Source organism: Candidatus Poribacteria bacterium, assembly GCA_021295755.1.
Lineage (GTDB): Bacteria > Poribacteria > WGA-4E > WGA-4E > PCPOR2b > PCPOR2b.
In genome coordinates, this window is sequence record JAGWBT010000083.1 from 3,028 (window position 1) to 15,697 (window position 12,670).

Genomic DNA, 12,670 nt, shown 5'->3' on the forward strand with positions numbered 1-12,670 from the left:
AATTGGAGGTTCGGACATCCCCGCTGATGTACGCTGTAATCCACCGGTGTAGTTTCCAACTTCGCAGTCTCCGACTTGAGTTGAGCGACGTGGTCAGGAGATAGTAGGTCAGGTAGTAAGAGATAGCCTTCAACTTCGATCTGGCGAATCTGCTCGCCAAGCGTCAAGGCTGACCAGTCACGGTCATCAATACGTGGTGTGTTCATTGTGCTTCCTCCAAATGTCGTCGAACTCTGAGATAAAAGATGGTGAGCCAAATTTTTTATTCCGATTAAGAACTTTCATGTGAAAAAATTTGGTTCATAACATTTAGATTATCCTACTTGGAGGCTGATGTCAACAAGGAAATATCGAATTTTTGTTGCAGCACACCCGTTTGTCTGTTAGGATAATAGATTAAACGCACCCCTTAGAATCAGAGTTTACCGATACCTCTAAACACCCCTTTTCTGAGGAGAAAACTTATGCCCGAATCATATCAAGGCTCATATCAGCAGTACGACGCAATTTGTCAATCCAACGTGATGATTCCGATGCGCGACGGTGTTCGTCTAGCCACCGACATCTATCTGCCTGCGCTTAATGGTCAGCCAGCATCAGGAAAATTTCCGGTCATCTTGGAACGCACTCCCTACGACAAAGCAGGATCGGGAAATGTGACAAATGGGACCTACTACGCCCGGCGAGGTTACGTCTGCGCGATTCAGGACGTTCGAGGCAGATTCGTCAGTGAGGGTGAATGGTATCCCTTCGCCAAAGAAGCTCCCGACGGCTACGATACGGTGGAATGGCTCGCCGCTCAAGAATGGAGCGATGGACAGGTTGGCACGATGGGCGCGTCGTATTGTGGCAGTGACCAATCTGCGTTAGCAACGCTTAACCCACCGCACCTTTCGACGATGATCGTCGCTGTTGGTGCGTCGAATTACTATCACTGTTCGATGAGACAAAATGGTGCGCTTGAGCAACGGTTCATGATCTACGCCTTCCGAATGGCAACCACCAGCAAGGAAGCGTTTGCTGATGCTAACATCAAAGCCGCCGTTGATAGGGCATTTGCAAATGCGGGTGAGTGGGTGTCGCGTGCGCCGCTCAAGAAAGGAACATCGCCGTTACGGATGCTGCCGAATTACGAACAGTGGGTGCTCGATCTATTCACGCACGGAGAATATGATGACTATTGGAAGCAACGCGGGTATGCTATTTCTCAGTATTACGAAGAGCACGCTGATGTACCGACGCTCTACCTCGGTGGGTGGTATGACTCGTATGCGCGGGCAACCTGCGAGAATTATACCGCACTCAGTAAAATGAAAAACTCACGGCAGGTGCTATTGATGGGACCGTGGACGCACGGCGGCTGGGGTGTGACAAATGCAGGCGATGTTGATTTCGGGAATCACTCTTTTATCAATTATAACGACTTGCGACTGGCGTGGTTCGATCACTTCCTCAAAGGGCTGCACACAGAGGTCTCTGACTGGTCGCCGGTCAAGATTTTTGTGATGGGCACCGGCGAGGGGATACCCAACTATCAGGGGCGCCTCCATCACAGTGGCTATTGGCGCGATGAACAGGACTTTCCCCTGCCCGACACCCAATTCACGCCTTATTATCTTCACGTTGATGGCGAATTGTCTACCGTGCTGCCGAGCACTGATGGATTAACAAGCCGCTTTAGCTTTGATCCGCGAGACCCCGTTCCAACTATTGGTGGCGGGATCTCCGCTGCTGACCCGATCATGGGTGCTGGCGCGTTTGACCAACGTGGGAACTCAAGATTTTTTGGTTGCCAAGACACCCTTCCCCTCAATGCCCGCAGCGATGTGTTGACCTTCCAGACTTCCCCGTTGGAAAACGATGTGGAAGTTACAGGACCAATTACGGTCAAACTCCACGCCTCATCATCTGCTCGCGATACCGATTTCACAGCCAAACTAATCGACGTCTGTCCATTGAGCGATGACTTTCCCGATGGACTCGCTATCAACCTGACAGACTCTATCATCCGCGCGCGCTATCGAAGCGGTTGGGATACTCCAGAGTTACTGGAGCCGGGTAATGTCTACGAGTTTGTCTTTGAACTTTATCCAACTTCCAACGTTTTCAAGAAGGGGCACCGGATTCGCTTGGATATTTCGAGCAGCAATTGGCCCCGCTTTGATGTGAATCCGAACACGGGCGGCGATTTGGGGGTCGAACGGCGGCTTGAGATTGCAGAGCAGACGATTTATCATGAGCCTGAACATGCATCGCATGTGGTCTTACCTATTATTAATCGATAAACATTGACAATAGGAGGGAGATACTATGAAAATCAGATGGTGTGGACACGCTACGTTTTTGCTAGAAGGAAATGGGACTCGGATTGTAACCGATCCGTATACCCCCGAAGTGGCAGGCTATGACCCGATCGACGAACCGGTGGATATCGTTATCATGAGTTCAGCAACTGATCGGTTTCACAGTTGTGCGGATATGGTGGCGGGCGATCCGGTCGTGATTAATGCGCTCGATATTACCGAGACCGGAGCGGAGGTCAAGGGGATTCGTTTCTCATCTGTGCCTGCTATGGAGAGCATAGTACATAAAAGCGATCCGGATCAGAATGCAATGTATCGATTCGGCGTTGAGGGCATCGAAATTGGGCACATGGGCGATGTAGGCAATCCTTTGAGCGAGACGCAACTTGAATTTTTCAAGGGCGTTGATATCCTGCTTGTGCTAACAGGCGGTCCCCCAACCATTGAACTGAATGACCTCGATGAAGTCATTGATGCGATTCAGCCGAAGGTTACAATTCCGATGCACTACCTAACCGACAAGGTTAAATTGACTCACATCTTGCCGGTGGATGACTTCATCGCACGCTATCCAGCGGAACTTGTCCATCATCAGGGTCAATCACAGATTGAGGTGAATCAGTCAAATCTGCCCGACACAAATCAGATTTATGTGCTAGACTATGCTAACTAGAATCTTTGGCTCTACGGCTTAACTAGCTGGTGAATCAAATAAGGAAGTACAGAACAATGTCATCCTGCCTTCACCGTTTAGCAATTGGTGGTTTGTGCACGATCAAAACGTCGTTTTTCACACAGCATCTTCGATGTATCGGCTGCCTGCGTTTGGTTGTTGGGTTGAAGATCCTCGTTAGCAGCCGGTGGCGCTTGAACATTTGGATCAGCAACCGCGGACACAAGATCAGAATCAGGTGCATACAGACGCTCCTGTAACGTTTCCCACCAATTCTGTGCAGGCTGAATGTCCCCCACCTTATGTGTTGATTCGATTGTTGTTGTCAGTTTGTCGTGTTCGGCGGCGCATTCCTTACAATCTGCAAGATGCGCCTCGATTGTTTGCACTTCCATCGAAGAAAGCTCGCCGTCGATATAGGCGACCAGTTCCTCACGGACATTATTACACTTCATTTTTAAATCCTCCTTTTTCTTAAAATTGTGTAGTGCGTAAAATATTATACGGTAAAACTCGCTACTCTTTATGTCATGTCAAATTATAGTAGATTTCAGAATTAATTGGACACTATGAACGAGCGAGGTCAGGAGCTCATTCGCGGAGTTACAGCACACAGCGTGTGCCTACTACTTTTTATGTCTATTTATCTTTAGAATCCACTATTGATACCATGGCCAATCAATTTTATACCAGATTCCTTGACTCGCAGCGGGCGTTCCTCCGTAGGCAAACCAAGTTAATCCTAGATTTGGGCACGCAACATTGGCGTAAACTGTCCAAAAATTGTCTGCCTCTCTCCGTTGTTCAACATCTTTATCAGCAAGAATACGAATAAAATCATCAGGCAAATGTGAAGGGAATTCTTGTTCAAGAAGCGTTTCTATTCTGTCAAAGCGGTGTTCCGATGTCGAAGGGGCTTTGCCGCTGATGCGTTTGTTTGTCGAACAACTGTGATTTGTTGCGACAATTTTTCTGTGCGACGGATTTCTTCTTGCATAGTTTGAACAAGCACATTCAAAAACAACAAATTCATTCGTTTTGCCATCGACAACGAATAAGTTCATCCCACCAATGCGGTCAACAGTATTCAACAGGTTCTCTACATCTGAGATCGTGCGACACGTCTCAAGTGCTTCTGGAATGAAGATATAAAAGTCCAAGTGAGGTTTTTCTGGAGCCGGTGCATCAGAAGTAGGAAGAGCGTTAGCATGAAGCCAGAGCCTTTCTTTGTTCACGCCTGTTGCTGTAAAAACATCTCCTTGCAAACCAAAAGTCATCGTGGGAAGGCGTCCTTCAACCTCCCGAATGATGGTATATCCCCACAGGTCTGGGAGCCAAGCATCGTTGTTTCGACCAACCCATGCCTTTCCATCAATCTCGCATACGAAGGCACTACAATTTTTCAAAAGACAGCTTTCCGAAAACCACCATTGCGCAAGCCTTTCTAGAGGGATTCCAGATCCGTCCGACATTCCTTCTATTTCTTCCTGAAATCGTGATGGCAATGTACGAAGCCATGGCAGCGCACCACACCGTAACTTTTCCACATCAATGAGGTTAAGCGCTTGTAATCCATCATCGACATAAAGGTGGATATATTCTTCAAAAACATCTTTCAACGCACGACCGTGATTAAAACCGATCTCTCTCGGGGTGCCTTTTAAGCGATAAATACGATTGTTATTGACAGTTGCAATTCCCATTTTTCTCAGTCCATGTTTATTGTATCAGCGGAAAGCCGGATAGTACGGCATTTCCTCTAAATCTGTCCAGCGTTTCCTCAATTTGGCAGCTATATCGCGGACTGCCGCACCAAGGGCTTCCAGATGTCCGAACTCCTCCGACACCTGCCCAAATATGTCAAAACACAGCAGGAGAATCTGACGCTGCGTTGAGATTCCCCATTTATGGTCTTCTTCCCATACTTTTTCTATAAAATTGAGTCTGGAATGAATTGCCCAGTAGGCACACGCTTCGACAATGGATCGAAAAAAAAGCGTATCGTTCGCTGCTTCGGGGCACCCCTTTGCAAGTTCGGCACGATACGCTATTTCCATTTTTTCAACCACATCATTTGGCACACGGTTGATATGATACCACGTCGGGAAGCAGACACGACCATAGATTCCATCTCTAAGCGCGTGTCGAAACTCACCAAACTCAAAGTCGAAGAGTTTCCTATCATCGCCGACAGGCAGCGCATTCATCGGAATCGGATCACCGTGTGTATAAGCGAGGAATGGCCCTGGCGCAGCACTGAACACCGCAACCGTTTTCATCTCTGTTTTTGTCCCACGCCGGGGTTTCACCCCAACCCTCCCACAAGCGGCATCTAATTTCCCCATGAGTTGCTGCCATTCGCCGGTCGTGGAAGGAGACTCCTCGCTGGGACCGAGCCGGTCACGGATGTTATCGTACACCGCCTTCTTGCGAATCGTCAGGCTGTGCATCTTTCCTAGTGCCCTCGCCAATTTGATTAATTCTGCCGTTGCAGCTGTAGCAGATTCTCCACGGAGACTTCCGTAAAAATTCCGTCCGTCCCCTAAATCCTCAATGACCATAAGCCCCTTTTCCCGATCACCGCCATAAAATTGTGCCGCAGGCGAATTTCCATCCGAAATCTCGCTCAAAAATTCAAGCCCCGCCCAGTCATTGAAGAATCTAGGGACCATTTCGTCCGGCGAATTCGGATGAAATTCCGTTCTATCAGCGGTCAGCACCTTTTTGACGATAACACTTTGCGGAACGCCGGGGAGGCTTTCCACGACACAGCAACGAAGGACTGTCGCTCGATCTGTATCAAATTCCGTTTCCATTTTGAGCCGCACATCGCCCTCAAATGCTTTACAGAGTACATTCTCTGCAATTGCTACGATTTCGGAATGGGCTTTTTCGTCCGATTCAGGCATTTTGATGCGTTATCCTCATTGAGATTGACGGAAATCTGGCAGACTAGATTCAAAAAGATACGCGAGTTTCGTAAACACAGCTCGCTCACCCGGCAGGCTATCAACAAACACAAAGAAGAAGTGGCTCTCTGGGGTGAACTCGTAGTCGAAGATTGCGTTGAAATTGTAGCTAATCTCATCTTGCAGCCGTTCATCGACGCGTTCAACAAACACGAGCCAACCGATTTTTTGAGTTAATTGATAGTTACTGCGGAGCCGGAAAATCAGTGTATTTCGATACCTGTGCCAAAAGAAATTCTCAAGGTCTATATCAGCGGTCAGCTTGCCGAAGAGGTTGACACCCCCAGAGAAGTTGGTAAATCGGTTGAACTCATCTCGACGGACCCCAAAACGATTTCCAACCGCTAAGTGCCACCACGGTGCTTCATAAGCAATCTCTGAACCGATAAACTTGGTGTCAAAAAGTTGACCGACCTCGCGGAGTACGCCAAATCCACCGGAAGTGAAGAGGTCAAACCGACCAATGTCAATATTGAAACGGAACTCGCTCCGCCGTTCTCGTAGTAATTTTTGTGCATTGGTTTGATGAAAATGGCGCGTATCAATCTGAAATAATTGCACCAAATTCCCCTCTGGAAACTCATAGTTGTACCTTACACGGGCACGGCTCCGACGGAACGCTTCATCTTCAAGTCCCATCTCATTTGGGCGAAAGCCGTCCTGGATTTCTTCAAGCCGAATGTTGGCGAGCCACCCTTGATGAAGCCATTCCATCGCGGTATAATATGCCCAATGCGTTTCGCCATCAATGAGATCAACCGCATATTGCGATGTTGCAGTCCAGTTTCGATGAAGTCCAAATCGACCATTGAGCGATAGGAGTCCTACATCGCGGTCAGCTTGGTGTTTGTGTGTGCCCATCGCGCCGATGACAGTCCGCTCACCGATATTGTAATTCACCCGCCCAGCTAAAAGATTCGCCTGCTTTTTCTGATCGGCGTCATACCGATCGATCATTTTACCATAGGTATTGACAACCGAGAAATTAGCGCTGCCCATTGTGCCCGCCGTTTTTGCACCGAAATCAATTTCTTGAACGCGACGAGTATAGAATAGATTGAGTGGTAGATCAAACAACTCAGCACCCTCCCGGAAGAATGGACGGCGTTCGGGGAGAGATAATTCACGGTCACTTGAGATGTTAATTTGGGTTGGATCGCTTTCTAATTGTGAAAAATCGGGATTAAAAGTCACATTTGAGGTGAGGCGCGTCGAAATCGGGAGGATAAGGTCTAACCCACCATCAAGGTCATTGGGACGATTTTCTATCGCGCGATAGCTACCGTAGGGGAGAATACCGAGCTTCTGCTCCGTTTCGATCTTTTCCAAATTCAAGCCGGTCAAATTGCCAAACTCCGACACACGTGAGAAAAAAGCGGTGCGTGCCCAAGAATAGGATTGACTGTTTACCGGACGTACCCGCCAAAAGTTGATTCCCCACGTGGTGTTATCCCGATTAAAACGGAGTGCCCGGAACGGTATGGCAAATTCTGCGGTCCAACCATCCCGGTGTTTCTTTACCTTTGCTTCCCATTTTGCATCCCAACTTATGTCAAAAACACTCTCGTTGCTGACCCGCTCATCCGTCTGTGTGCCGAGTGTGTTGACGGCAAAAATGTAGCAGTTACGACGGTCATGATAGGTATCAAGCATCACTTCGATACAGTCGTTCTGCCAAACAGGGGAATCCCGGCGTGTTTTTGTTTCGCGTAGACTTTTCATGTCCGGCTCCTCGCAACGCACACCGATATAGAGAGTGTTCTCATCGTACAAAACTCTTGCTTCGGTGTTTAGCTGTGCAAGCTGAATGTTTCCCTCTTTCGCACGGAAGAAATTTTTCGCAATTTGGGCGTGTTGCCATACACTATCGGTAAGTTTGCCATCAATGACCGGGGGCGTATCCACCCATGTGGCATTGATGGTGCGCGTCAAATTTTGCGTTTCTGCGAAAAGCGGTATAGTTAGTAGCGCAATCAGTACACAAAGTATTGCACGCAGCCACCGCAGCTGTTTAGTTTTCTCCACCCTCTTCTTCTCCTACCTCATTTGTGCCAAAAGTTGCACTTTAGTATTTCAGAACCCAGATTTTTCCACGAAACGGTCATTTATTAGATCTCCTCATTCAGGTGCGTCCTCACTTGGGCCAGCATCTCCTCTTCAGAGATTGCCTCCTCTCGGTCTCCAGCGTATTGCGCTTCCACCCACCGATAAATCTCCTCGACTGCCGGGTGGTTTTCACCCACGGGTGTTTGACCTTTTCGCTCCAGATAAGCATTCACCCACAGCAACACGCCATATTTACCAGAGGTTCTGGTAATGATAATATCGACCAATTCCTCTTTGTTTTCCTTCGCTTGTGGAAGTTTGCCTTCCACCTCCACCTCCAAACCGGATACATTGGAGATAACCGCCTTATCAATATAGGAGTGTTTGAAGGCGTAATGATGAGGACGCGGTTTGTCAAATTCGGTATATTTGCCGATATTAATCTGGCAACGGAAAACTACCGGTGCTTTCCCACGAGATTGTGCGAGCTGCGCTGCCCGTCTGTGGGCTTCGGTCGATTTTTGGGTAAACCAGATTTTCTTGCCTGCTCTTCCCCGCGCCTTGAATCCTTCCGCCATAATTGCCTTGGCTCTATCGATCGTTGTGCCGTGCCAGACGGTGATGACGTTCTTAAACTCTGTATTCCAGCCTACATTGATAAAGCTGCGAATCCATTTGGGCTCAACGCCGTGGCGAATCGCAAATTCCTCCAGCGTCAGATTGGGGTTTTGTGCAGCTTGTTTGTCAAACTTTTCCGCCAACCAAGCAAAGTCTTTATCTTCAAATCGCCGCTGGTAGAGATCTTTTTGTTGCCGATCTTTTCTCTTTTTCGCCAATGTAAAACCCCTCTTCATGACAAGCACCAGACATTTCCGGTGAACGGTGGGAATAGACAATCGAGTAGAACACCGGCTTCGTCCCGTCCACCACAGTCGACAAAATTGGTCTTTAGTTCGTTGAACCGGAGACGACCGCAGAGGAGTTGTAAAAAGGTTAGGTCCGGAAACTGTGCATCGCCATCCTCGACCGAATCGGGCGACCAGTTGGAGATGTCCATTATTTTTCCGCCGTTAAATTTCAGTTGAATGCCGCTTCGGTAGTAATTCAGTTTCAGTTCGCCGTTATAGCCTTCTGCGACAGTTCCTACGAGATTCTTTTCTAAAGCAGGCCGGATATGCCGTAAAAAGGCGACTAGATCCGGCACACGGATGTACAATCCATACGGTTCATCCACGCGGATTTTATTTCCCAGCAAGGCGTGGTAGGTGGGATGTGTGCGTCCAAGTTCAAGGTTGATAGCCTTCAATTCTTGGTTTTTATGACTGCCATATGCAGGCATTGCTTGCGCGATCTTCCATAGTCCACGCAACACACTCGGCATCAGGTTCAGATAACCTACGCCGGATTTGAGTTCCATTTGAACGATGTACAGCGCGTTGTCCTCTATCCACGGGTAGTATTGTACGTAGCCCAACCGATCGCCCGCCGCTGTCTCAATTATTAGCCATTTCCAGTGTGCAAAATCGTTTTCCGAACGTCCGCCGAACTCATAATTCCATTCCGCCTCTGACCGTAGGGTCGAGAAAGGTTGACGACAACTAGCACAGTCATACAACTTTCGAATGAAGGCGTGGTCATCGTCTACGACGGGACGCAGATGATATTTTTCGGAGTCACCATCTTTCAGCTTCGGCAGATCGATTCCAGCTATGGCTCTTCCGCTGGCGACCTCCATTGCCATCTCATATCCGAATTGGCGATAATACCACGGGATGCCGGTGATGCCTTGCATCAGTTCTCCCTTTGCTGCGCTCAAGCCATGTATCACCTCAAACTGTTTTCGCACCAACCCGCGTCGGCGATATTCTGGTTCCGTGACGACCACCTCGGGACGCCCAAATTTGAATGGAATCCCACGGTATGTCCACATCTGGGAGATAAGGCAGATTGAAGAAACGATTTTGTTCGTGTGGGTGTCTTCCACCACCGTAAAATCGCTCGCTTTCACCGTTGGGTGATGGCCTGACATCAAACCACGTACCAAAACTCCTACTTTTTCATCCTCGAAAACACGGGCGTTAAATTCAGCAAGGGCGTCCACGTCTTCGGGACCTGCAAACCGCAAGATTAGATTGTCGCCTAGGTCAATAGGCATTTGAGAGAGTATTGAATTTGTAGACATTTATGCTTTCGTATAATTTCCTTCCCATAGTTGCTGCATTTCTCCGCACGTTTCCAAGAGTGTATCCAACTTCCCTTGGGCTTCAATTCTTCCGGCTTTAAGGACAATAATGTGATCGGCACGCCTCAATGCGGCCCGTCGATGGGAAACGACGAGACATGTCGCATTTTTCCTCTCAAAGATTCGTTCCCACAGAGTACGCTCGGTCTCTACATCAAGGGCACTGGAGAGGTCATCAAACACCAGCAGTTCTGGTTCGCGAATGAACATTCGTGCCGCTGCCGTGCGTTGCGCTTGACCACCAGAGAGTCTGACTCCCCGGGGACCGATGACTGTGTTTAAGCCATATTCTAATTGGGTTAAATCCTGCTCCATGACTGCTGCGTGTATTGAGATATTAAGGTCAACTTTGTCTTTTGGGAGTCCCATCAGGATATTGTCTTCAAGCGTATCACTAAACAGTCGTGGCACTTGAGGCGTGTAAGCGCATCTTGGTGGTATGAAGAACGACGCGGGGTTGTCAATGATTATCCCGTTCCAGCGAATTTCACCGTTATCAGCGGGCACCAAACCGATTAATGCTTCTAGCAGCGTCGTCTTACCAGCACCAATTCGTCCGGTGATGACTACAAAATCCCCGCTTTCCAACCTGAAGTTGACCCCTTCAATGCCACGTCCTGTGTCAGGCTGGCGGTAGCTCAACCCCTCTGCTTGAAGAACTTGAAGACGATGCTCGTCGGTTTTAATGATATAAGGCACATCGGGAAAGGCACCACGAAGATATACTGGTCTACGATCGACCAAACACTCGCGAGGTGCATCTGGGATGAGTTCAAGGAATCGTAAAAGAGACACGCTAGCTTGCTTTATGCCCGCTAGCAGTTGACCGATCCATCGAGCACAGCCGGACACCGAAACCTCACCTGAGGCGATATAACTGACAAAGAGCACGAAATCACCAACGGTAAAGGTTCCAGCTTTCATGGACTGTCCTGCTAAAATGAGAATGATACCGGTCGCCAGATTGATTGTTGTCGCATTCATCGAGTTCAACAATTGGTTGAAAAGGTTATCCTTGAGAACTGCCGTCCGTCGTGCTTCGCTGAATGTGTCGAAGTGAGCTACGGTAGGAACTTCAGTGGCGGCAACTTTTATTGTCTGTACCGCTCCTAGCAGCTCACCGAGAAAGCCTGTGACGTTGCCCGTCGTTTCACGATTCGCCCGACGATAGGTCTCAATACGCCTTCCCATCCAGTTGGTGATTAGGATAATAACTATCATTGGCAGAAAAGCAAACAAGGTAATGAACACATTGATACGCAACAGTACGTATAGCGCGATGAGAGCGGAGATGGCGTGTCCACTTAGCTCAATGATGGTCGCCAGCGGTGCAACAATTCCGTCGGCGTCATCATCGAAACGGTTTATCATTTCACCCGAACTTTGTGCAGTACGGACACCCGAACTTTTGAGGATATTTTGCAATAGGTTCACCTGTAGAAAGACTTTCAGTTTGTTCTCAAAATATGCGTAGATAGCGGCGTACCCCTGATCAGATATCAAGCTGACCAATTGGGTGGCAAAGAAGAAAATAACCAATGTCCGCACGTCAAAACTGACCGATGCTTCCTCGGTTAAAGCATTGAAGAACTCACGCATAATTAGCCCAACCACCAAAGGAAGACTATAGCAAGCCAAGGAGAGAACCAAACTACCGACGTACAGCCATGGGCTGTAGCATAAAAGACGCCAAAGATAATGCCGTGTTTTCATGCTAACACCTCCTCCAATCCGGTTTGTAGGAGGCCTAAAAAAATAGAATTTGGATCAGACACTAGTCTACCATATTCTCCGTGTTCTTTGATTCGTCCTTCCTCCAAAATTAGGATCTCATCCGCTCGCTGCACGGTAGAGAGCCGATGCGCGATGATGATTGCTGTCCGATTTTTGAGCAACTGAGTAATCGCTTGTTCAAGAAGTGCTTCCGTCGCCGGATCCAATCGCGATGAGGCTTCATCCAGAATCACTAACCCCGGATCTTTGAGAAAGACCCGCGTCAGCACCAAAAGCTGCGCCTCACCTGCAGAAAGCCCACTACCACCCGACCCGATCTCGGTATCAAGCCCGTTGGGCAACGCGCGATACCATGTTTCTAGTTCTAGTGTCCGAAGCGCTGTGATGATCTTCTCGTCATCAATCGTTTTCTCAAACAAGGTTAGGTTGTCTCGAAGGGATCCTTGAAAAAGTTGTACTTCCTGAGTCACCATCCCCACACGCTGCCGAAGATCAGAAAGTCGTGCTAAGCCAACACTCACGCCGGAAAGGTAGAGCTCACCAGAGATTGGGTCGTAGAAACGACATAACAAGCGCGAGAGCGTCGTTTTCCCACTACCGGTACGTCCGAGCAAGCCGAGCACTCGACCCGGTTGCAGATGGAACGACACATCGTGTAACACAGGTACACCCTCATGATAGGCAAAGGATACGTTTTGAAACG

11 protein-coding genes are annotated in these 12,670 nt (G+C 48.5%); 2 read left to right on the forward strand and 9 right to left on the reverse strand.

Features of this window, described 5'->3' with window-relative positions:
• On the reverse strand, nt 1-206 hold a 206-nt coding region (locus J4G02_13000; protein MCE2395496.1), incomplete at its 3' end, for a hypothetical protein.
• A 315-nt stretch (nt 207-521) separates the two neighbouring features.
• Here J4G02_13000 and J4G02_13005 point away from each other — a divergent pair.
• Nucleotides 522-2,285 (forward strand): CocE/NonD family hydrolase, encoded by a 1,764-nt coding sequence (locus J4G02_13005; protein MCE2395497.1) that lies wholly within the window; start codon nt 522-524, stop codon nt 2,283-2,285.
• A gap of 25 nt (nt 2,286-2,310) precedes the next feature.
• A complete protein-coding gene (locus J4G02_13010) occupies nt 2,311-2,976 on the forward strand; it encodes an MBL fold metallo-hydrolase (protein ID MCE2395498.1) in 666 nt (221 codons plus the stop codon).
• 77 nt (nt 2,977-3,053) lie between these two features.
• Here the strand turns inward: J4G02_13010 and J4G02_13015 are convergent, their stop codons facing one another.
• The 8 genes from J4G02_13015 to J4G02_13050 form a co-directional block, all read right to left on the reverse strand.
• Nucleotides 3,054-3,431 carry a zf-HC2 domain-containing protein gene (locus J4G02_13015; GenBank protein ID MCE2395499.1) on the reverse strand — a complete coding sequence of 126 codons (378 nt, stop codon included), beginning with the start codon at nt 3,429-3,431 and terminating at the stop codon, nt 3,054-3,056.
• A 204-nt stretch (nt 3,432-3,635) separates the two neighbouring features.
• Nucleotides 3,636-4,679 carry a hypothetical protein gene (locus tag J4G02_13020; protein ID MCE2395500.1) on the reverse strand — a complete coding sequence of 348 codons (1,044 nt, stop codon included), beginning with the start codon at nt 4,677-4,679 and terminating at the stop codon, nt 3,636-3,638.
• A 24-nt stretch (nt 4,680-4,703) separates the two neighbouring features.
• Nucleotides 4,704-5,885 (reverse strand): hypothetical protein, encoded by a 1,182-nt coding sequence (locus J4G02_13025; protein MCE2395501.1) that lies wholly within the window; start codon nt 5,883-5,885, stop codon nt 4,704-4,706.
• Between the two features lie 15 nt (nt 5,886-5,900).
• Complete coding sequence (locus J4G02_13030; protein ID MCE2395502.1) at nt 5,901-7,970, reverse strand: carbohydrate binding family 9 domain-containing protein; 2,070 nt, start codon at nt 7,968-7,970, stop codon at nt 5,901-5,903.
• 83 nt (nt 7,971-8,053) lie between these two features.
• Nucleotides 8,054-8,827 carry a hypothetical protein gene (locus J4G02_13035; protein ID MCE2395503.1) on the reverse strand — a complete coding sequence of 258 codons (774 nt, stop codon included), beginning with the start codon at nt 8,825-8,827 and terminating at the stop codon, nt 8,054-8,056.
• 14 nt (nt 8,828-8,841) lie between these two features.
• A complete protein-coding gene (locus tag J4G02_13040; protein MCE2395504.1) occupies nt 8,842-10,173 on the reverse strand; it encodes a GNAT family N-acetyltransferase in 1,332 nt (443 codons plus the stop codon).
• Nucleotides 10,174-11,946 carry an ABC transporter ATP-binding protein gene (locus tag J4G02_13045; protein ID MCE2395505.1) on the reverse strand — a complete coding sequence of 591 codons (1,773 nt, stop codon included), beginning with the start codon at nt 11,944-11,946 and terminating at the stop codon, nt 10,174-10,176.
• A partial coding sequence (locus tag J4G02_13050) for an ATP-binding cassette domain-containing protein (GenBank protein ID MCE2395506.1) occupies nt 11,943-12,670 on the reverse strand: 728 nt, incomplete at its 5' end. The genes J4G02_13050 and J4G02_13045, both read right to left, overlap by 4 nt.

What these genes read in the sequence shown, in the direction of transcription:
- J4G02_13010 (MCE2395498.1), top strand. Translation starts at nt 2,311, where the DNA reads ATGAAAATCAGATGGTGTGGACACGCTACGTTTTTGCTAGAAGGAAAT.
- J4G02_13015 (MCE2395499.1), bottom strand. Translation starts at nt 3,431, where the DNA reads ATGAAGTGTAATAATGTCCGTGAGGAACTGGTCGCCTATATCGACGGC.
- J4G02_13020 (MCE2395500.1), bottom strand. Translation starts at nt 4,679, where the DNA reads ATGGGAATTGCAACTGTCAATAACAATCGTATTTATCGCTTAAAAGGC.
- J4G02_13025 (MCE2395501.1), bottom strand. Translation starts at nt 5,885, where the DNA reads ATGCCTGAATCGGACGAAAAAGCCCATTCCGAAATCGTAGCAATTGCA.
- J4G02_13040 (MCE2395504.1), bottom strand. Translation starts at nt 10,173, where the DNA reads ATGTCTACAAATTCAATACTCTCTCAAATGCCTATTGACCTAGGCGAC.
- J4G02_13045 (MCE2395505.1), bottom strand. Translation starts at nt 11,946, where the DNA reads ATGAAAACACGGCATTATCTTTGGCGTCTTTTATGCTACAGCCCATGG.